This window comes from Pseudoalteromonas haloplanktis ATCC 14393, assembly GCF_000238355.1.
Classification (GTDB): domain Bacteria; phylum Pseudomonadota; class Gammaproteobacteria; order Enterobacterales; family Alteromonadaceae; genus Pseudoalteromonas; species Pseudoalteromonas haloplanktis.
The window spans coordinates 23,530-45,032 of the sequence record NZ_AHCA01000011.1 but is presented as its reverse complement, the minus strand read 5'-3'; the positions used below and the strand labels follow the sequence as shown (position 1 = coordinate 45,032).

The window sequence follows — 21,503 nt, the reverse complement described above, 5'->3', positions numbered from 1 at the left end:
TAAAAGTTCAATCTAAGGGTCTTGCAATGTCTACATTTAAATCAGTTTCAAGTTTATTTACGCTCAGCATATTATGTGTTTGTTTAGCGGCTTGTAACAGTGATTCAGATACTTCAACTGACGTAGTCAATAGCTCGCCAGTGGTAAATGCGGGTGTTGATCAACAAGTCAGCAGTGGCGATACAGTTTATTTGATGGGCAGTGTTGATGACGATGATGCCTATGTATCTATACTGTGGTCACAGAAATCAGGTACAGAGGTTACCTTAAGTGATGGTAGCTCTACGGCGACACAATTTATAGCACCGACCTTATTAGACAATGAAACCTTCGTTTTTACTTTAACGGTAGACGATGGCGTAAATGCAGCCGTAAGCGATACCGTAGAGGTTTTAGTCACTGTAGCGCAAAACAACGATAGCAGCTTAGTATCGAGTTGGATTATCAATAATGATACTAACTCAACCTATATTCAAAATAGCAGCACCGGCGTCACTGAAAATGTGCAATTAGCTGAGGTGGTTAATATTGCTGATGTTGATTATATGCATATTAACGCCACTGGGGTGCCTCGTTATGATGTCACTATGAGTGAAGAGCAAATAGACTGGTTGAATAACCGTCCTCGTGCTGCGACCGATTTTGCCAATGGTGTTACCTCGGCTCAAGTGGGGCAAATGGTCTTGTTTGGTGAAGATATCGGTTATAACAGCAGTACTGAAAACTGTAATGATACCGGGGGGGCCGGTTATTGGCCACCAGGTCCTGGTTGTCCAACAGAGCAAGCTGTTGATGCTTATTTTACCCTTGAACCCACAGACAACGAAGACGTGTGTGAGACGGGCTTAGGCACGGTTGGTTTGATGGTTAATGGCACCAGTATTTTTAACTGGGGTGATGGCATGAGTTATGGCCAAAATGTCTGGTACACACTTGCTCCCATTGCTGAGCAGTACGATGTCGATGTATGCGGTGGGCATGCTGCTAATGGTGAATATCATCATCACTTTTATACCCGTTGTTTAGCTGACATGTTAAATGATGATGGCTCAGCGCATTCGCCTATTTATGGTTTTGCTGCGGATGGATATCCGCTTTATGGACCTTATGAAAGCAAAGATGAATTAGCACTCAGTGGTTGGCAAATACGTGATTATGGCGCGCCAACAAGTGAGGCTGGTTGCGCTACAGAAGGTCAACGTAGTTGTGTGTTAATCGATCAATACGATATTAGCCAAGGGGTTGAAAGTGCCGAGGTAGGCCCTGCTATTGGCGAGTTGGTGACTACGCTTTCTGGTAATAGATTAGCTGCAGATGCGGGTTATTATTTTGAAGATTATTACTATGCACAAAAAGCTGTAGCAGGTGCTCAGCTTGATGAACATAACGGCCATGATACCAATGATGGTAAAGGCTATCACTACCATATTACACTTGCTCTTGATAGTAATGGCAAATTGCAACCGTCATTTCCATACCAAATAGGGCCGCGTTTTAAAGGTCAGCTACCAGAGAATTCAATTGGCCGTTGTAGTACGGGTGATACCATGGGGCCGCCACCACGTTCGTAGGAAGTTATGATGAAAGTAATAATTTCTACTGTGTGTTTAACGCTTTTGTTGAGGTTGAGTGTTGGCGTGGCTCAGGTGCAAACTATGGCAATGGATCACTCACATCTGCCAATTGCTGTGCCCGCTGAGATCCCTGTGCCTGCTCTGAGCTTAGCGCTTGAGCAAGATGCGATGTCAGGGTATAACCTGACAATTAATACCCAAAATTATGTACTGACACCGCCACCTGCGGGTATCAGTATGAACGCTCTCATGTCTGCACAGCAAGACCCAAAAACAGGCATGTTGGCAGGCCATGCTCATTTATATATTAATGGGGTTAAAATTCAGCGTGTTTATGGACAGTATGTCCATTTACCTACAACGTTGTTTAGTGCGGGTATTAATACCATTTCGGTGACACTGAATAATCATGGTCATATGTATTGGAGTGCGCAAGATAAAAAAATTGTTGCTACTTTATACATTAACGATCAAGTAGATGAGCTAATCACTTACCGATTTGAAAGCTTTCCAGTGCTATCTAAGTTAGCTAAAAACAAGTAACTTGATAACATCAAGCGACGATTAATATTTCCCAAAAGGTAGGGATACCTTTTTTATAAGCGGTAGAAATGAAAATACACAATAAATTATTTTTGATCCTCTTTAGTTTCAGCTTTTTACTGATCACAAGCCTTGTATTGCTGATGCAATGGAGCATAGGCCAAGGCATGATTGATTATGTCAATGCAAAAGAAGTCAAAGCGTTACAACCGTTAGTGAGTCAATTTGCACAGCGTTATCAAAGGGATTCATCGTGGCGAAGCTTCGAAGGTGATGAACGACAGTTTTTCAGGTTAGTAATACAGCAACTAGTAGATAGCCAATTTGTACCAGATATACCGCCTCGTAAAAGAGAGCCTCATAGGCAAAGGCTTGAGCGTTCTATGACCTTAGACAGACCAGTCCCCCCCGAGCACAGATTACCCCCCGGGCACGCAGCAGATTATGCGCTACTTGATAGTCATAAAAAAGTGATAGTAGGGCACTATAAAAGTGATTTAAAGTATACTGACATCCCTATTGAACTCAATGACAAAGTAATAGGTTACCTTGCAGTGTCTAAACGCAAAGGTTTAGTTGATGGTTACGAATTAGACTTTTTAGAGCAACAAACCAGTTACCTATGGTTGATTGGCTTAATCGCACTTTCGTGTACCTTACTCATTACATTTTTTTTAGCGCGGAATTTAGTCGGCCCAGTTAAAAAAATAGCCAAAGGTATGCACCAGCTTAGTCAAGGAAACTTTGAGCATCAACTAAAACTCAAACGTCATGATGAAATTGGTCAATTAAGTGAAGACTATAACACGCTAGCATTGACACTCGCCCACAATGAGCAAGTACGTAAACGTTGGCTTGCTAATACATCGCATGAACTCCGCACTCCAATTGCGATTTTAATGGGGGAGCTTGAAGCAATGCAACTTGGCGTCCGCCCTTTATCTGTTGAGAATATTCGTTCTGCAAATGATGAAGCTCATCATTTAAAGCGTTTGATTGAAGACTTACATATGCTCAATAGTGCAGAGTTAGGCGGTATGCATTTTACGATGCAGCCATTATCAATTGCTGAGTTACTGCTTACAGTTAAACAAAAATACACCACTATTTTTAAAAATAACGCAATTGAATTAAATATCACTGAATTCAGCGAAGAAATAACAATTAGTGCTGACAATACCCGTTTGATGCAGTTATTTGGTAATATTTTAATGAACGCGGTGCATTATGCTCAGTGTTCAAAATTACAAATAGCAGTCACTAAAGTCACGTCAATAAGCCAAAACTATGTTGTTATCAACATTGAAGACAATGGCATAGGAGTTGAAGATGAACATTTAGCGCATTTATTCGAGTATTTATATCGCGTAGATGATGCGCGCAACCGCCAGCAAGGTGGTTCGGGACTTGGCTTGTCTCTTTGTCAACATATAGTGCATGCCCATCAAGGTGAAATCGCTGCGATGAGAGCCCCATTGGGCGGTTTAGGTATTATGATAAAATTACCCATGGAGTATTAAAATGGCAGCCCCAGCGAAAGTACTTATAGTCGAAGACGAAGTTAAACTTGCTAATTTAATGAGCGATTTTTTATTAAATCAACATTTTGCTACTCATCAAATCCATCATGGTGATGAAGTACTGCCGTGGCTCAAAGAAAATCACCCTAATGTCATTTTACTTGATGTGATGCTGCCAGGAACAAGTGGTATTGAGTTGTGCAAACAGATCAGACAGTTTTCAACAGTGCCAATCATAATGGTTTCAGCCAAAGTTGAAGAAATAGATCGCCTATTAGGTTTGGAGCTCGGCGCGGACGACTATGTTTGTAAACCGTTTAGTTATGCCGAAGTTGTTGCCCGTGTAAAATCCTTATTAAGGCGTAGTGAATTGGCAAAGCCACAGCAAAATACGGATATGTATCTAGATGAAAATACTTTTAGTGTGCAATATAAAGGGCGCTCAGTAGAACTTACCAGTGTTGAATTTCAGTTATTTAAACCATTATTTGAAAAACCTAACCGCATTTTTAACCGTGAAAGCTTAATGGCTAATATGTATACTGATCAACGTATTGTGAGCTTTCGTACTATTGATAGTCATATTAAAAAATTACGTAAAAAACTCGATGAAGTGTGTGAACAAGACAGTGTTATTCAATCGGTTTATGGCGTTGGTTATCGCTTTGTAAAACCTTAAACTTCCTTATTTTTTGCACATTGTTTGCGCTTTTAACACTTACTCTTGTCGGTAGTTACTTAATACCTGCAAGAGGTTGAATTATGAAATCGTTAACAGCAATCGCCTTATTAACTACATTATGTGTTGGCTTTACAGCCCATGTAGATGCTAAAAACCGAGAAAACCGACCACCACGCCCTGATTTTTCAACCATTGATGTAGATGGTAATGGCATTATAGATCTATCAGAATTCAGTGCTCAAGAGCTACCACCAGGCGTAGATGATATCGAAGAATTTTTTAATCAGATAGATACCAATCAAAATGGTGAGATCAGCGAAGAAGAATTTACCTCTCATAAACCACCGCACCGTCAAAGATAAGGAACAACCATGATCAATAGTATTTCATCTGGCGCCAGTTTTGAGCCAATGCAGCGCCCAAAAGCTCAGCCTCTAACGAGTGAACAAACAGAGTTAATGAGCGAAACCTTATCTCAATTTGACCCAGAAAATTTAACAACAGCAGACGCACAGTCTATTGTTGCAGCTTTTCAAGAAGCGGGTATTCAACCTGGTCAAGAAATGCAAGAGCTGATGGCTGAGGCAGGCTTTGATGCCGCGCAAGTGGGAGAAATGGGTCGCCCTGAAGGTGGTCGCCCGCCTGGCCCTCCACCACAAGGTGGTGCTGAGCAGGTTAACACCCAAGAGATGGTCAGTTACTTAGATGAGTTGCTTACCAACTATTCAGATCAATTAAATGATGAAGATAAAGCGTCTATTTTAGCATCCGTGCAAGAGAAGTTTGGTCTATCACAAAGTGACTCATTACTTTCTGTAAAAGCATAAACAATCGATAGGTTAACCTGTGGCCAGTTTCGATAGGTTAACCTGCTCCTGCGACAATTTGTCACATTCTCAGTGACACATAAATCATTATCATAAGCGCCTATTTCTACAATAAAAATCATTAATAGGCCGTATTTATGAATAATCTCCTGGCATTTTCAGCCATTTCCCTTGCACTAACAAGTTTACACGCTGTTGCTAATGACGGCGGCGATAATATCGAGCACATTAATGTCACCGGCTCTCATATTAAGCGCACTGATTTTGAAAGTGCCAGCCCTGTAACGGTTATTGATGCCGCACAAATCGTCCAAACGGGCATAGTAAATGTAGAAGACTTGCTGCAGCGTATGTCGTTTTCTGCTGGGGTTGCAGGTAATGCCACTAATGCCTATTGGACCAGTGGGGGTTATGGCACAGCACAAGTCAATTTGAGAGGGATGGGGATTAAACGCACGCTTGTGCTACTCAATGGCCGCCGTATTGTCAATGGTGGTACGGGAGCTAATAGTTCAGTTGATTTAAATATGATCCCCACATCTATTATTGAGCGAGTGGAAGTACTTAAAGATGGTGCATCGGCTATTTATGGCGCTGATGCGGTTGCAGGGGTGGTTAATATCATCACTAAAACACAACTAGATGGCGCAGAGTTTAGCGCTCAAATAGGCGCAGCTGACGATGGTGAAGGGCAAAGCCAAGAATTTAGTTTTAATGTTGGGGGGGAGTTTGAACGAGGCCATTTTGTGTTTAGTGCAAGCTATATAAATACCGAAGCAGTCAGGCAGTCAGATAGAATCGATTGCGCTAAAAGTGAAACGGTTCATGAAGATGGCAGTAGCCAGTTAGATTGTTTTGGCAGCGCAACAACGGCAGGTGGGCGTGCTTTATTGGCGGATGGTAGCAGTGTTCAGTTTAATCAAGACCCAAATGGTGATGGTAATAGCTATGAAGCTTATGACTCAGCTAAACATGGCTTTAATTATATCAGTTACTTAAATGCCGTTAACCCAAGTGAGCGGATAAATGTATCGACCAACTTTACCTATGAGCTAAGTGATAACTTAAATTTATTTACCGAAGCGCAGTACAGCAATCGTCAATCAGAGCAGATTGTAACACCGCGTAGTATCAGTGGCATTATGGTATCAAAAGACTTTGCTTATAATCCTACCGGGCAAGACTTAGAACTAACAAGGCGACGTAATGTTGAGCTAGGTGCACCGTATTTTTTCCAAGAGACCAATACTGCGCGCATTGTGGTTGGCCTTGATGGGGTTTTAAATAATAATTGGACTTGGCAGTTAGCTTATAACTATGGTCGCAACACCGGTACTGATGGCTGGACGTTTGATCAAGATATTAGCAAAGTAGCAAATACCCTTGATGACACTATTTGTAGCTATGAAAGTGCTGCCGCGATCCCATGTGGCGACTGGTTTGGCGTTGATGAATTAACCCCTGAGGTGATTGATTACGTAAAATATCGTCGCGAAGGTAATGGAGGTAATGAATTACGTTCACTGACCTTTAATTTATCTGGTGATTTACTAGAGTTGCCAGCAGGGGAACTTGCCTTTGCTGCAGGGCTTGAAAAACGAGATGAAAGTGGCTGGCGTAATCCTGATTCAACGGTACTTGCAAATGGCGGTGAAGATGCCATTGATGGCAGCTATTCAGTAACCGAAGGTTTTATAGAGCTTGCTATCCCTGTACTTGAGAGCGTTGAGGCGCAGGTTGCGACTCGGTATTCAGATTACAGTACGTTTGGCAGTAAGATGACTTATAAAGTAGGCCTAACATGGCAAGTTGTTGATAGTTTAATGCTGCGTGGGGTTAAATCAACAGCCTTTAGAACACCGATGATAACCGAGCTTTTTGGTGGTACAAATGCTGAAAATCTTCGCACTATTGACCCCTGTGAAAACGCAACAGGTGAGATAGCTGCAAATTGCTTAGCGGCTGGTTTACCCGCTGATTTTGTGCAAGACGGTACTACAATTCGCACCTCAGTTGGCGGCAATCCTGATGTAAATCCAGAATCTGCAGACACACTAACTTTAGGCATGGTATGGCAATCTAATTTTATTGAAGGTTTATCTACTACCGTTGATTATTTTGATATTGAAGTGGAAGATGCAATTACTTCGGTAAATGGCTCAGATGCGCTCAAATTATGTTATACCGATCCTGATGTTTATAGTGCTTACTGCGATACATTTACCCGTCATCCTGTGACAGGTCAAGTTAACTCCCTAAGCCAGCGGCCAGTAAATGCAGCCTTTGAGAAAGTCAGTGGAATAGATTTTAACACCCGCTACAATACCGATTTATTTGGTTTAAGTAGTCAATTTGAACTGGATGCGACACGTTTACTAAAACATGAAAACACTCCTTTTGCCGGTCAAGCCACACAAAGTTTATTAGGTTATATAACCGAAGATCAGGGAAGTTACACCAAGTGGCGCGCAAATTTAGGCGTGAGTGTCAAAGCAGCTACGTGGTCGGCACATTATGCCATGCGTTATATTGGTACCGCTGATGATGTAAATGGCGGCGGGCCCATTGGCAGTGCAGTACCGAGTATTGTTTATAACGATATTCAAGGTCGTTATTTTATTACGCAAAATACATCACTAGCGATAGGGATCGATAATATCTTTGATAAAAATGCGCCCTTTTTAACCTCATGGAATGACGCAAATACCGATGTAATGACCTACGATTTACTCGGCAGACGTGGCTATTTGAAGTTAGATATTAACTTTTAACTCATGAGCACACGTAAGTTAATTTATACTCAAACTACCTCACGGTAGCTTGAGTATATGCATCTTGAATTTAATTGAGTGCCGTAGAAAGTGAGATCTCTGCATTCATTAATTTGGAAATAGGGCAGCCTTGTTTGGTTTGATCACAAAGCTTATTAAACTCCTGCTCAGAAATACCGGCGATTTTTGCCTCAACATGTAACGCAATATGAGTCACCTCAAAGCCGTCATCTACTTCATCTAAACTAACCACCGCACTCGTGGTGATATCATCGGCGACATAATTAGCTTCTGTTAGTGCAAGTGAAAGCGCCATACTAAAACAGGCACTGTGCGCAGCAGCGATAAGCTCTTCAGGGTTAGTCCCTTGTTTATCTTCAAAGCGAGTGTTGAAGCCATACGGTTGGTTTGTTAACGCTCCGCTTTCAGTGTTTATTTGGCCTTTACCTGATTTTATATCACCAGACCAATGTGAGAGTGCTGATTTCTTAATCGTCATATTCATCTCCTTTGTAATAATTTCGCTGATTGTGAAAAGCCTTCACATTTTTAACGTGAAATAGGCTAGTTACTGTAGCAGTTGCAATATAAAAGCCAAATATATACAGAGTGTAAGCTAAATGGGACTAATGAGTTTTGCTTATAAAGGATAAAAACCTGAGCTGAGGTTAAATAACTAAAAAACGGTCATCAGTGAGCATTTTTTAGTTATTAAGAACTTTATTAATTTGCTAATTCAGAATCGATGTGGCGGGTTAGGTTAGTTACCCAATTTACGTATTGGCGATGTATTTTTTCACCGTTATAGTCTAGATTTATCGAGTCTTTATAATCAATATCATACTGCGCTTCATTATAGTCAATATTAACTCGCAGCTGATGTTTACGAATATCTAACACCCCTAATATTTTACCTGTTTCTTGTATGCGGCATTTCCAAGTAAGTTGTTTACATGCGAGCAAAATTGCTTCCCCAACACTTTCTTGCGTATGTGTTCTATTTGCATTTTGTGGCACTAAGTTATCATCAAAATTACGCATTTGTACTAACGTGCTACAACCTGATAATGCAGCGGCAGTTGCTGCTAAAATAATGAGCTTTCTCATGGATAGTCCTTTGTTATAAAACATTATGATAACTTAAGTTCGAGTGAAAATGCACTGCCTTAGTGAGCACATACAATAAGCAAGGTGAGCAGGTTTGAGTATTTTATCTGAAATGTCTTGAGGTGTATTTTTGGCAACAGCTTTATACCACAGCTGAGAGGTAATTCGCTAAATTTACAGTTAACTAAAACCATAAACCAAAACGCGGTGGCACAATGCTTGGTGATCCTTCGTTCACCGCGTTTTTGTTAATTTTAGTTAGTGTTTAAAAATCGTTTTTACTATGGCGTTCAGCGAGTTGCTCTTCTTCAGGGCCCCAGACACGGTTTACGCGACGACCACGTTTTACCGCAGGGCGGCGTTCAATCTGTTTTGCCCAGCGTAATACGTGAGTGTACGACTCGACATCTAAAAACTCTGCTGCATCATACAGGTTGCCTAAAACCAATGAGCCATACCAAGGCCAAATAGCGATATCGGCAATTGAATACTCACTGCCTGCCATATAATCATGGTCGCTTAAGTGACGATTTAACACGTCTAGCTGCCGTTTAACTTCCATGGTAAAACGATCGATAGGGTATTGCATTTTAAAGGGGGCATAAGCGTAAAAATGACCAAAGCCTCCACCTAAATAAGGTGCAGAGCCCATTTGCCAGAACAGCCAGTTACGGCACTCTGTTTTACTGGTGTGATCGCTTGGTACGAGTACCTCAAACTTTTCAGCTAAGTATTGTAAAATAGCGCCAGATTCAAATACTCGAGTTACAGGATTGGTACTGTGATCCATTAACGCTGGAATTTTCGAATTAGGGTTAACACTCACAAAACCTGAGCCAAATTGATCGCCATCAGCAATTTTAATTAAAAATGCATCATACTCAGCTGCAGAGATGCCTAACTCTAATAGCTCTTCAAGCATGATAGTGACTTTTTGACCGTTCGGGGTTGCTAAAGAGTATAGTTGTAAAGCATGTTCGCCAACTGGCAGGTCTTGAGGGTGAGTTGCGCCGGCAATGGGTCGATTGGTCTTGGCCCATTCACCGCCATTTTCTGCATCCCATTGCCACACGGCTGGTGGGGTATAGTTTTCGTTGTTACTCATCAAAACTCCTCAAACGTTGGTTACTTAAATCAAGGTATAGGTGTTATTACGAACAATTCATCCTAATTGATCATTACGACTAAGGGAAGCAAAGTTAAATTTCATTCTGAAAAAGGAAATACACTATAAAACACTTACAGTGGATTCAGCACGACGCTAAACTGAGTTATAATGCTTGAATTGCAAGTAACTGCCTCAATATAGTTACTACTCATTGCGGTGTTGTATTATTTTTAATGCAGTTTGTCTTTGTGATATTATCACATTTTCAGTATCGCATTACTTTATAATTTTGGATTTGTCGTGGCGCAAGTAAGAGCTAGAGTCCAGCTAAATGTTGGCAAAAACAGTGATATTCCCGCAGAAATCGTGTCATTTCGCGATTTGAAAGATGGCCAAGAGCATGTTGCTTTGGTATTTAATCGTGCTGATAGCGAGCAGTCTGTACCACTTATTCGTATGCATTCAGAGTGTTTAACCGGCGATGTATTTCATTCATCTCGTTGTGATTGTGGTGAGCAGCTTAATGAGTGTATTGAAATGATGCACGAACAAGGCGGTATTTTGCTTTATTTACGCCAAGAAGGGCGAGGAATAGGTTTATACAATAAAATTGATGCCTATGTATTGCAATCACAAGGTATGAATACTTATGAAGCGAATAACCATTTAGGTTTTGCTGATGATTTACGTGATTTTTCAGACGCAGTACTGATGTTAGAAGCGCTGGGATTAAAGCACGTTAAATTAATGACGAATAACCCTAAAAAGCTTAATGCGTTAAAAGATGGCGGCATTGCGGTTGATTCTGTTATCGGCACCCATGCACATATCAAAGCGGGTGTGGCGGGCAACCAGTCCTACCTAGAAACAAAAATTAAGCACGGCGCGCATATGTTAGACATAAAGAAGATTAAAAAACCTTAATTTTACGCTGTCGTCTATGTTATCCGATCCAACGCCGAGTTATACTCGGCGTGTTTTGTTGTTAATTTAAGAGCAAGTATGTCAATTGAATTACGAGTATTTAAAGCCGATGCTGGGTTGAAATGGTTTAAAGCAGGCTGGCTTATTTTTAAAACTCAGCCTTTTACCTTTATTTTTATGCATTTATTTATCGGTATTATTGGTCTGTTATCGTTATTTCTACCTTTTTTACAAATTATTGCTGCATTAGCTACCCCCTTTTTAACCGCCGGTTTTTATCAAGCGGTGATCACCAAGCAGCAAGGTGGAAAAATAATGCTCGCCGATATCCTAAAGCCGTTTACTAACAAAGGTAATCGTATGGGATTACTTCGCTTAGCGCTCTATCAAATGGCTGCGGGTGTGTTGATGGCGTTATTGGCAGGTGGCTTATTTTCCGAAGCCATTGAAATTATGAGTAATCCAAATGTTGACCCGAATATTGCTCTACAGCAAGTGATAGATAGTATTTCCATGGCAAATGTGGCGTTGTTTTTAATTGCCTTATCGGTGTATTTAACTGCTTTTTCGTATGCAGTGCCGCTGGTTTATTTTAATCAACAACGACGAATTTTTGAGGTACTTAAAAGCTCACTTATGGTGTTTTATCATAATATGGCACCACTGAGTGTATATGGCGCGATTGCAGCAGGTTTGATGATGGTTTCAATGTTCTTATCGTTCTTACCTCTGTTGGTTTTAATGCCAATTTGCTACATTAGCTTTTTTGTTTCTTATCAAGCTATTTTTATGCCGATTGTACCGCCCGCTGATGCCAAGCCTATAGCACCGCAGCAGAATGACGACAGCGGTCGCTTTGACGCATAATGGCTGGTGAAATGGATGAAGCGCTACAAAAAAAATTAAAGAATTACGTACTTTGGTTACTTGGTCGCCAAGAATATTCGCGCCGTGAGTTAACTCAAAAGTTACAGCAAAAAGAGGCGACGCCTGAATTTATCGAAGCCTTATTAGATTGGTGTGAAGAACACAATTTTATTAATGAACAACGGTATGTTGAAGGGTTTGTGCGTCGCCATATTGCTAAAAAGCATGGCTTAAAGCGTATACAAAGTGAAGCCATGGGCAAAAGGATTGACCGAACACTACTAGAGAGTGTTATAGAATCATTCGAAATCGATTGGTTTGAGTTAGCGCAGGATGCGTATTTAAAGAAATATTCAAATTCACAGGACGACTTCGATCACAAAGAAAAAGCTAAGCGCGTGCGCTACTTAATGTATCGAGGGTTCAGTTACGAACAAATTGATTTTGCAATGCAAGCACAGTAAAAATGGGTGAGACTTTCAAATGCAGCACATGACTACCGCACAGATCAGGCAACAGTTTTTAGACTTTTTTGCCTCTAAACAACACCAAATTGTTCCATCAAGCTCGCTTATTCCGGGTAACGATGCGACGTTATTATTTAATAATGCCGGTATGGTGCAATTTAAAGATGTATTTTTAGGCGCAGAAAGCCGCCCTTATAACCGCGCAACTAGCTCACAACGTTGTGTGCGTGCCGGTGGTAAACATAATGATTTAGAAAATGTCGGCTACACAGCCCGCCACCACACTTTTTTTGAAATGTTAGGTAACTTCAGCTTTGGTGATTACTTTAAGCAAGATGCAATTAAGTTTGCGTGGGAGTTTTTAACTGACGTAGTTAAGCTACCTAAAGAAAAACTGCTGGTTACTATCTATCACGATGATGAAGAAGCGTTTGGCTATTGGTCTAACGAAATTGGTTTACCTGAAGATCGCATTATTCGTATTGCAACCAGTGATAACTTTTGGTCGATGGGTGATACCGGTCCATGTGGTCCATGCTCTGAAATTTTTTATGATCACGGTGAAGAAATTTGGGGGGGACCTCCAGGCTCTCCTGAAGAAGATGGCGACCGTTTCATTGAGATTTGGAATCTAGTATTTATGCAATACAACCGTCAAAGCGACGGTACTATGGAGCCGCTTCCTAAACAGTCTGTTGATACGGGTATGGGTCTTGAACGTATTGCTGCTATTTTACAAGGCGTGCATTCAAACTACGAAATCGATTTATTCCAAGGCTTAATTAAAGCCGCGGCAGACGTTACCAATGCTCAAGATATGGATGATAAATCACTGCGCGTAGTTGCTGATCATATTCGCTCATGTGCATTTTTGATTTCTGATGGCGTTATGCCGTCAAATGAAGGCCGTGGTTATGTACTGCGTCGTATTATTCGCCGTGCGGTTCGCCATGGTAACAAGCTTGGCGCACAGGGCGCGTTTTTCTATAAATTAGTGGCTGCGTTAATTGAGCAAATGGGACAAGCATACCCTGAACTAGCTAAGCAGCAAGAAATTATCGAAAAAGTTCTACGTATCGAAGAAGAACAGTTTGGCAAAACCCTTGAGCGTGGTTTAGCTATTTTAGAAGACAGCTTAACGAACTTAAGCGGTGATGTTATCCCAGGTGAGCTCGTCTTTAAACTTTATGATACTTATGGTTTCCCTGCCGATTTAACCGCAGACGTTGCTCGTGAACGCTTTATGACCATTGACGAGAAAGGCTTCCAAGAGTGCATGGACGTACAGCGCAAAACGGCTCAGCAAGCAGGTAAGTTTGGCGCCGACTATAACCAACAATTAAAGTCTGAGAAACACACAGACTTTAAAGGCTATGATGCAACACATTACAGCGGCACAGTGATAGAAATGTTTGCAGAAGGTAAAGCGGTATCAGTGCTTGAAGATGGCCAACAAGGTATTGTGGTACTTGACCGTACACCGTTCTACGCTGAATCGGGTGGTCAAGTTGGCGATACCGGCACATTAACTGTAGCCGGTGGTGAGTTCAGCGTTACTAATACGACCAAACTCGGTAATGCATTCGCTCATCATGGTACTGTAATGGGCCGTATTGGCGTTAATGATAGAGTTGAAGCGACCATTGATGATGCGCGCCGCGATCGCGTTAAAAAGAACCACACAGCAACGCATATTCTCCACGAAGCATTGCGTCAGTTATTAGGTGAGCACGTATCGCAAAAAGGTTCATTGGTTGATCCAGAGCGTTTACGTTTTGACTTTTCACACTTTGAAGCTGTGACAAAAGCCGAGCTGCGTGAGATTGAGCGCGTTGTTAATAATGAAATTCGTCGTAACTTTGCTCTTAACACTGAATTGATGGCAATCGATGAAGCCAAAGAAAAAGGCGCTATGGCGTTATTTGGTGAGAAGTATGATGACGAAGTGCGCGTAGTCACTATTGGTGATTACTCTATCGAGTTATGTGGTGGTACTCACGTAAACCGTGCTGGTGATATTGGTTTATTTAAAATCGTATCAGAGAGCGGTATTGCAGCTGGTGTGCGCCGTATTGAAGCCGTAACGGGTGCCGATGCGATTGCCTACGTTAGCGAGCAAGAACAACACTTAAATGATGTTGCGGCATTGGTTAAAGGTGACAGCGCGTCGGTACTTGAAAAAGTAACGGCTTTGCTTGAAAAGTCAAAAGGCCTTGAGAAACAAATTGCTCAGCTTAACGATAAACTAGCAAGCGCTGCGGGTGCGTCACTGTTAGATTCAGTGGTTGAAATTAATGGTGTTAAACTATTGGTTGCGAACGTTGAAGGGACTGAATCAAAAGCGTTACGCGGTATGGTTGATGATCTGAAAAACAAAATTGGCTCTGGTGTAATTGCACTTGGTGTAGCTGATGGCGACAAAGTAAGCTTAATTGCTGGTGTAACTAAAGACTTAACTGGCAAAGTAAAAGCCGGTGAGCTTGTTAATCACATGGCCTCGCAAGTAGGTGGTAAAGGCGGCGGTCGTCCTGATATGGCTCAAGCTGGTGGTTCGCAACCGCAAAATTTAAGCTCAGCACTGGATAGTGTAGCGGCTTGGTTAACCGAACGTACCTAAAAGCGCATATCGTGCTTTTGCTGGAGCACCAGAGAAGACTCAATTGAGTTTTCTCTGGTGCTTGCTCCCCACATTCTCGGCTTTTTATTACCTTTCCTTTAAATTTGAAACTTTTTGCTGCCCAGAGCGTCAAAATAGTTATGATTAATCATAACTTTGAAAATAGACTATGCTATGTAGTACGGATAAAGATTCTTAGTAGCGACTTGAAGTATTGAGCAATAATCACCATTATATTAAGTGTAAAGAGATTTCTGGTGGTTACTTAGTTGCTAAAACTTTATCTAGCAGTGAGTACGGGATCACACCCTAGTGCATTAAGTGTGTGTTCATAGGTCAACCTATTTACTTACTAAGTTAATATCTAATATTAAAATATGAGTTTGAATAGATGAAATAGACTTAAACTTGGCAATAGGCGCATTACAAACAGTTTTTTTAACAGAAAATGAATCGATTTAGAGTTTTTACTTACTTTTACGCTTTATTTTCTTTAAGATACAAACGCGGAATCTTTTAATTTATTGGAATACGGGAGCAAGAGAATGCTAATACTAACTCGTCGAGTCGGTGAAACCCTAATGATTGGTGATGAAGTAACTGTCACTGTGCTAGGTGTTAAAGGAAATCAAGTACGTATTGGTGTTAATGCACCTAAAGACGTTTCAGTGCACCGTGAAGAAATTTACATGCGTATTCAAGCTGAAAAGTCTAACCCGAACCCGGGCAATGCTTAATTAACTTAATCAATTCAATTGATATAAAAGAGCCACTATTTAGTGGCTCTTTTTTTTATGAATTCAATAACCTCATCATTAAGTACACTGTTTGAAATGTACTGCATACCGCGACGGCTTTTTAAAATAATACCGCGTGAGGTATAAATTACCTCGTCAATATCTTGCCACGCTAGCTGATAGCTTTTATGCGGATTTACACTTTTAAAGCCTGCATCATCAATTGTTAAAGTAGCTTCTGATCCCGATGCACGGCTGAGCATTTGGCGCGTGACCCACCAAGGCCTGCGATAATAAAATGCCACACATTCAAGTACTGCTGCCATAATTAAAAAGTTGCCTAGGTAGTGTTGCTCCAAGGCATAAATAGCAGTGAGTCCTAGGCTCACAAGTAAGACTAAAAAAATATATTTAGGTTTTGCTTGAGCGCTATAAGGTAGCGACTCATCAAAGCATTCATAAAAGTAAGGTTTATCTAATGTATAAGTGGTCGTAAATGACATGGCTGATTAATTCTGCTGTAACTATGTTGCCATTTTAGCAAGCTTGCCTAAAAAAAGCCGTTTTTTTAAGTATTCATTTATTTGTTACTATGCGAATGTAAGCTTGTTGTTTTATTGGTAATTTGGGGGGTGATGATGTTGAGTTTAATAGGGTTAACTTGGGCGTTGTCTAGCAATACATTTTTGGTAATGGGGGATATGCCATATACGCCAATAGATGAGCTCAATTTAGCGCCAGAGGGCGTTCTAGGTCGTAAAATAAATACTACGGAGCATGCTTTTTTACTGCATGTAGGTGATATGAAATCGGGTTCAGAACCTTGTACTGATGAGCGACTAACAAAAAACAAACAGTTGCTGAGCATGTTAACAGCTCAACCATTCATTTATACTCCCGGTGATAATGAATGGACAGACTGCGACCGTGATAATTTATCGCCGCGCTATGATGAATTAGCGCGTTTGGCCTACTTAAAGGGGTTGATGTATGACAGTGCCTACTTTAAAAAAGCCCAGCAACTGGAGAAATTTAACCACCAAGCAAACATGGTTGAAAATGCCCGTTGGCAGTTTGCTGATGTAGAGTTTATGACGCTACATATTGCTGGCACACATAATGGCCGTAGGCAGATACTGAAAAGTGATAAGCAACTTGCTTATCAACAAGCCGATGCAAGAGATGCTAATAATCTTCAATGGCTGGCGCAAGCAACCCCAACAGCGAAAGGCTATATTATTGCTTTTCAAGCTGATATTTATACACATCAAACTGAGCAACCGCAATGTAGCGCAAAGGTACAGCAAGCGTGCGATGGTTTTAAAGTTTACCGAGATGCATTAAGAGAGTTTGCAAGCACGGTAAAAAAGCCTGTTTTAGTGATCCACGGTGACACAGGTCCGTATTGTCAGCAACGCTTATCAAACAACTTAACGAGGCTTAATGTGCCTGGTGACTATATGGTCAGTGATATTGCTAAGGTTACGTTGGCGCAACAAGATGCAACTGTAACTTGGCAGATCAGCAGTTTAAGAACAGGTAAACCGCTTGAAATACAATGCCGTTAAGGCTCAGCTAAGCCCGCATCGGTCATTAGGTTATTAAGCTCGTCTTGCAGCTCAAATAATTCAGGCTCAATATAGCTTAAATCACAATCACCTTTTAATGCGGTTTCTAATGCTTCAGCAAGTGCTTTTAATTTAGGAACGCCTGTGTAGCAGCAGGCACCATGAAACTTATGAATAATACTCAATAAGTGTTCACAATCTTGGTTATTAATCGCTTCATCAAGTAGGCGTAAGGTTTCAGGCACGCTCAGCAGCAGCATATTTAGCATTTCTAGTGCCAGCTCGTTTTTGCCACCGGCGCGTTGTAGCGCTAAAGACCAATCTAATGAGCTGCTTGTAAATGGCGGCTCTTGAGTTACTAAATCATTACGACTTTTGTCACGTCTGAGGGGAGACTGTGGGCTGTAATCACTAATAATTTGTTTCAGCATATCCTCATCAATCGGCTTGGTTAAGTAACCTTTAAAACCATCTTTAATGAGCTGTTCTTTTTCACCAGCTAAGGCATGGGCGGTAACTGCAATAATGGGGGTATCTTCGTTTAATGATGATTCTCTAATCAATTTACAGGCGGTGATACCGTCCATAATTGGCATCTGAATATCCATAAAAATAATGTCGTATTTATGGCTCTTACTTAAGCTATAGGCTTGCGAACCATTGTGAGCAGTATCAATAATTTCAATTTGCTCTTCGAGTAAAGTACAGATTAGCTTTAAATTGGCATCGTTATCATCAACAACTAATACTTTTAGTGGCAATAGTTTCTCGTCACTCTCTTCAATATTATGCACTGGGTGATCAAGTCGATATGGTGCAGCTAACACTTCACAGAGTTTACGGTGATTGAGCGGCTTACTTAAACACGCATCTGCGCCACAGCCAATATAAGCTTCACGCATATTATGCGACACTGAGTTGAGCATTAAATACAGGTAGTCAGTTGATTCGCGCACCGCTTTGATATAGCTTTTTAATCGCTGCATTTCATCAACAGCAGCGACGTGACCAATAATACAAATATCGTAATTAAACTCTTTATTGAGCTCTTGTAAAAAGCTTTCTTGATCAAAGCAGGCTGTAACTTGAGTTTGCCACTCATTCAGTAATGAAAGCACGGCATGGTGAGTATGCTCATGGGGCTCTAGATATAAAATACGTTTATTAGCAAGCGATTTACTTGGTAGATCACTGGTGTAAGTATGACTTGGTAATCTAAATACGCTATTAAAAGTAAAACAGGTGCCACTGCCTGGCGCCGAATTTAGGGTAATACGGCCGCCCATGTTTTCAACAATGTGTTTAGTAATGATAAGACCTAACCCTGTGCCACCGAACTTACGGGTAATACTAGAATCAGCTTGGCCAAATGGAGTGAACAAGGCATCTTGTTTATCCATTGGGATACCGACACCTGTGTCAGTGACAGACACCAAAATAGATGTGCGCTCTTCATCAAGTAAGCGGTGACCAACATCAATTTTTATAGCGCCTTTTTCAGTGAATTTTATGGCATTACTGATCAGGTTGATCAGTACTTGTTTAAATCGAGTAGGATCGCCAGTAATGTTATCTGGCACTTGCGCATTGATATAAATTGATAGCTCAAGTTGTTTTTCATGTGCACTTGGCGCAAGTAAAGTGAGTACTTCATTTATAGTATCGCGCAGCTGAAACTGAATAGATTCAAGTTCCATGGCGCCTGCTTCAAGCTTAGAAAAATCTAAAATATCACTAATGATAGTCATTAAACTATTTGCTGAGAGCTCAATGGTATCAAGGTAGTCTTTTTGATGTTTATTCAAGGGAGTTTTATGAAGTTGTCGGGTGAAACCGATAACGCCATTGAGTGGCGTACGCAGTTCGTGACTCATTTTTGCTAAAAAGTCAGACTTTACTCGGTTCGCATCTTGAGCATCGGTTTTCGCAATACTAAGCTGAATGTTTTGTGTTTCGTACAGTTCTAATGATTCACGTAAATCGCTGGTAGCTTGATCAATGTGCTTTTGCATTTCATCTTTTTGCATCACCATTGTGTCTGAAATAGTGTTGAGACCTTGGCGCAATAACTCAAACTCTCCCATCATCGGCACTGTGAGCCCGGTATCTCTTTTCCCTTCAATTAATTTGTCGGTAGCAAGTACTAACTTATTTAAAGGGTGCATAAACATGTGGCTAAGCCTAATGGCAAGAATAGCTGCTAATACTAAGGCTAAAATGATCACGATGCCGCTGATCAACAATGCTTGCTGCTGGCCTATTATAGCTTGATCTTTATTGAGCTGAATTACCACAGTCCCCAAAGATGTCTGAAAGGCGGCGTTGTTCCACTGTGCATCTGGGGTTGAGTGGTTGATGATTGGTGTGAAAAAAGTAATAAGGTGATTGCTGGTGACAACTTTAGTGCTTTTGCCCATTTGTAACTGTTCGGTATGCATTAGATCATCAAAGTCACGATGATAGTTACTGGTTAATACCAGTTCATTGTGCTCGTCAAAAATAGCGATCGTTTTAATTGCCGGGGAGTGCTTATTATGGGCATGACTGATCAAACGGTTTAGTAGCTGTTTATTTTTTGCTAAGAGTGGTTGTTCAATGGCGATTGAAAGTGGCTCGGAAATTGTCGTGCCTTGCTGATATAAAATTTCATCAAGCTCAATGTAACGATTTATTGTAAAATAGCCGCCAAGGAGTAATCCAATAATCACTGTGGGAATGAGTGTTAGCGTTAAAACTGAGTCGCGCAAACCAAGTTTAGTCATAAGTGAACGTTGTTATCATTATTAGTTAGTTAAAGAGTATATACTTATAAGCTAGTAATCAATCACCCTCGTAGAATCAATATTTAAGGTGTTGCCCGATGGCGCAGTTTTTCCAAGCAAAAAAGAAAACCCTTTCAGGGCAGTCGTTAACGTTGGCCGTTACCGGCATGGATCATCAAGGTCGGGGCATTGCTAAACACAATAATAAAGTGTGTTTTGTGAATGGGGCACTTACAGGCGAAACGGTGAAAGCCAAATTAATTGAAGATAAAGCCCGTTATAGTGCTGCTAAAACAGTAAAAGTTGAACAAGCTAGTGATGCGAGAGTAAAACCATTTTGTGAGTACTACCAACAATGTGGAGGCTGCCAACTGCAGCATTTGCGTCTTGATCAACAATTAGTAGAAAAGCAATTGGCAGTGAGCCAATTGTTTGCCAAGTTCGCAAAACTTAATACATTGAACTGGCAAGATCCGTTATTGAGCGAGTCAACACATTACCGCCGCAGTGCACGTTTGGCGGTAATGTACGATAAAACTGCAAAAAAAATGCGTGTTGGGTATCGGGCGCAAGGCTCCAAGCAAATTGTCAGTGTGCAGCACTGTGCGGTACTAAGCGATGCTTTTTCGGCTATTTTTACTGTTTTTGATGAGGTATTAAATCTACATAGCGAGCTGCGAAGTGTGAGTCATCTTCAATTATGCCAGGCAGACGAACAAAACTTTGTAGTTATACGCCATACTAAAACCATCAGTGATAAATTAAAAAATACAATTGAGCAACTTGGGTTGAGTCATCAATGGCAGATTATATGGCAGGGGGAAACCCAGCAAATTCACCATGGACATTTACCCATGCCATTTTATCAGTTAGCTGAGCTTGGTTTAAAGTTTGAATTTGGTTTAGAAAACTTTATTCAGGTTAATGCGCAGGTTAATCAGGCCATGTTATCTCAAGCAGTTGATTGGCTTAACTTAAGTGTAAAGGAGCAAGTACTCGATCTATTTTGCGGTATCGGTAATTTCTCATTAGCGCTGGCAAAGTACGCAAAAAGTGTGGTTGGGGTCGAAGGAGTGGCTTCTGCGGTTGCAATGGCGACGCAAAATGCGCAAACTAACCATATAGCCAACGCTCATTTTCATTGTTTTGATTTAACACAAAACATGCAGCAAGCACCGTGGTTTAGTACAGAGTTGGATATTTTAGTACTCGATCCATCACGTACAGGTGCATTCGCTATTTTAGAGCAACTGCCTCTTGAGCAATTTAAAACGATTTTATATGTCTCTTGCGATCCTGTGACTTTAGCCCGTGACAGTGCAATTATTACGCAAGCTAGATTTTCACTTGAAAAAATTGGGCTAATGAATATGTTTCCGCATACTGGGCATATTGAAACAATGGCGTTATTTCAAAGGAGGTAGAGCGC

At 41.0% G+C, this 21,503-nt stretch carries 19 protein-coding genes; 14 read left to right on the top strand and 5 right to left on the bottom strand.

Translation table 11 applies throughout. From position 1 onward, the window contains the following. Nucleotides 1-26 precede the first annotated feature (26 nt). The 7 genes from PHAL_RS0117855 to PHAL_RS0117825 all read left to right on the top strand — a co-directional run bounded on the left by PHAL_RS0117855 (nt 27) and on the right by PHAL_RS0117825 (nt 7,917). The gene (locus tag PHAL_RS0117855; RefSeq protein WP_016709799.1) at nt 27-1,571 is read left to right on the top strand and encodes a YHYH protein; all 1,545 of its coding nucleotides are present in this window, start codon (nt 27-29) and stop codon (nt 1,569-1,571) included. Between the two features lie 6 nt (nt 1,572-1,577). Next, nucleotides 1,578-2,117: a hypothetical protein gene (locus PHAL_RS0117850; RefSeq protein WP_138973972.1), complete on the top strand. Its 540-nt coding sequence runs from the start codon at nt 1,578-1,580 to the stop codon at nt 2,115-2,117. Between the two features lie 68 nt (nt 2,118-2,185). Further along, nucleotides 2,186-3,637 carry an ATP-binding protein gene (locus tag PHAL_RS0117845; protein WP_016709797.1) on the top strand — a complete coding sequence of 484 codons (1,452 nt, stop codon included), beginning with the start codon at nt 2,186-2,188 and terminating at the stop codon, nt 3,635-3,637. 1 nt (nt 3,638) lies between these two features. Then, a complete protein-coding gene (locus PHAL_RS0117840; RefSeq protein WP_016709796.1) occupies nt 3,639-4,316 on the top strand; it encodes a response regulator in 678 nt (225 codons plus the stop codon). An 83-nt stretch (nt 4,317-4,399) separates the two neighbouring features. Next, complete coding sequence (locus tag PHAL_RS0117835) at nt 4,400-4,681, top strand: EF-hand domain-containing protein (RefSeq protein WP_016709795.1); 282 nt, start codon at nt 4,400-4,402, stop codon at nt 4,679-4,681. Nucleotides 4,682-4,690: 9 nt separating this feature from the next. Continuing rightward, complete coding sequence (locus PHAL_RS0117830) at nt 4,691-5,146, top strand: hypothetical protein (RefSeq protein WP_016709794.1); 456 nt, start codon at nt 4,691-4,693, stop codon at nt 5,144-5,146. Nucleotides 5,147-5,283: 137 nt separating this feature from the next. Then, complete coding sequence (locus tag PHAL_RS0117825) at nt 5,284-7,917, top strand: TonB-dependent receptor (RefSeq protein WP_016709793.1); 2,634 nt, start codon at nt 5,284-5,286, stop codon at nt 7,915-7,917. Between the two features lie 70 nt (nt 7,918-7,987). Here PHAL_RS0117825 and PHAL_RS0117820 read toward each other — a convergent pair whose 3' ends face one another. The 3 genes from PHAL_RS0117820 to yghU all read right to left on the bottom strand — a co-directional run bounded on the left by PHAL_RS0117820 (nt 7,988) and on the right by yghU (nt 10,129). Beyond that, complete coding sequence (locus tag PHAL_RS0117820) at nt 7,988-8,416, bottom strand: OsmC family protein (protein ID WP_016709792.1); 429 nt, start codon at nt 8,414-8,416, stop codon at nt 7,988-7,990. A 224-nt stretch (nt 8,417-8,640) separates the two neighbouring features. Next, on the bottom strand, nt 8,641-9,024 hold the full coding sequence (locus tag PHAL_RS0117815) for a hypothetical protein (RefSeq protein ID WP_016709791.1): 384 nt from the start codon (nt 9,022-9,024) through the stop codon (nt 8,641-8,643). 265 nt (nt 9,025-9,289) lie between these two features. Then, nucleotides 9,290-10,129 carry a glutathione-dependent disulfide-bond oxidoreductase gene (yghU, locus tag PHAL_RS0117810; protein WP_016709790.1) on the bottom strand — a complete coding sequence of 280 codons (840 nt, stop codon included), beginning with the start codon at nt 10,127-10,129 and terminating at the stop codon, nt 9,290-9,292. A 303-nt stretch (nt 10,130-10,432) separates the two neighbouring features. On the opposite strand from yghU, the gene PHAL_RS0117805 reads away from it, so the two are divergent. The 5 genes from PHAL_RS0117805 to csrA all read left to right on the top strand — a co-directional run bounded on the left by PHAL_RS0117805 (nt 10,433) and on the right by csrA (nt 15,744). After that, nucleotides 10,433-11,056 carry a GTP cyclohydrolase II gene (locus PHAL_RS0117805; protein ID WP_016709789.1) on the top strand — a complete coding sequence of 208 codons (624 nt, stop codon included), beginning with the start codon at nt 10,433-10,435 and terminating at the stop codon, nt 11,054-11,056. 78 nt (nt 11,057-11,134) lie between these two features. Then, entirely contained in the window at nt 11,135-11,923 is a 789-nt protein-coding gene (locus tag PHAL_RS0117800; protein ID WP_016709788.1) for a BPSS1780 family membrane protein, read from the top strand. A gap of 11 nt (nt 11,924-11,934) precedes the next feature. Next, nucleotides 11,935-12,387, top strand: a complete 453-nt coding sequence (locus tag PHAL_RS0117795) for a regulatory protein RecX (RefSeq protein ID WP_029216225.1) — start codon at nt 11,935-11,937, stop codon at nt 12,385-12,387. A 19-nt stretch (nt 12,388-12,406) separates the two neighbouring features. Continuing rightward, complete coding sequence (gene alaS / locus PHAL_RS0117790; protein WP_016709786.1) at nt 12,407-15,007, top strand: alanine--tRNA ligase; 2,601 nt, start codon at nt 12,407-12,409, stop codon at nt 15,005-15,007. 545 nt (nt 15,008-15,552) lie between these two features. Continuing rightward, the gene (csrA, locus tag PHAL_RS0117785; protein WP_004587515.1) at nt 15,553-15,744 is read left to right on the top strand and encodes a carbon storage regulator CsrA; all 192 of its coding nucleotides are present in this window, start codon (nt 15,553-15,555) and stop codon (nt 15,742-15,744) included. 35 nt (nt 15,745-15,779) lie between these two features. Here the strand turns inward: csrA and PHAL_RS0117780 are convergent, their stop codons facing one another. Next, nucleotides 15,780-16,247, bottom strand: coding sequence for a YcxB family protein (locus PHAL_RS0117780; RefSeq protein WP_016709785.1), 468 nt, complete (start codon nt 16,245-16,247; stop codon nt 15,780-15,782). Nucleotides 16,248-16,379: 132 nt separating this feature from the next. On the opposite strand from PHAL_RS0117780, the gene PHAL_RS0117775 reads away from it, so the two are divergent. Next, nucleotides 16,380-17,312, top strand: a complete 933-nt coding sequence (locus PHAL_RS0117775; protein WP_138973971.1) for a hypothetical protein — start codon at nt 16,380-16,382, stop codon at nt 17,310-17,312. On the opposite strand, the gene barA is transcribed toward PHAL_RS0117775, so the two are convergent. Beyond that, nucleotides 17,309-20,074 (bottom strand): two-component sensor histidine kinase BarA, encoded by a 2,766-nt coding sequence (gene barA / locus PHAL_RS0117770; RefSeq protein ID WP_016709783.1) that lies wholly within the window; start codon nt 20,072-20,074, stop codon nt 17,309-17,311. The two genes, PHAL_RS0117775 and barA, sit on opposite strands and share 4 nt — an antisense overlap. 98 nt (nt 20,075-20,172) lie before the next feature. Here barA and rlmD point away from each other — a divergent pair, with 98 nt between their 5' ends. After that, nucleotides 20,173-21,498, top strand: a complete 1,326-nt coding sequence (gene rlmD / locus PHAL_RS0117765; RefSeq protein ID WP_016709782.1) for a 23S rRNA (uracil(1939)-C(5))-methyltransferase RlmD — start codon at nt 20,173-20,175, stop codon at nt 21,496-21,498. Nucleotides 21,499-21,503: the final 5 nt, after the last annotated feature.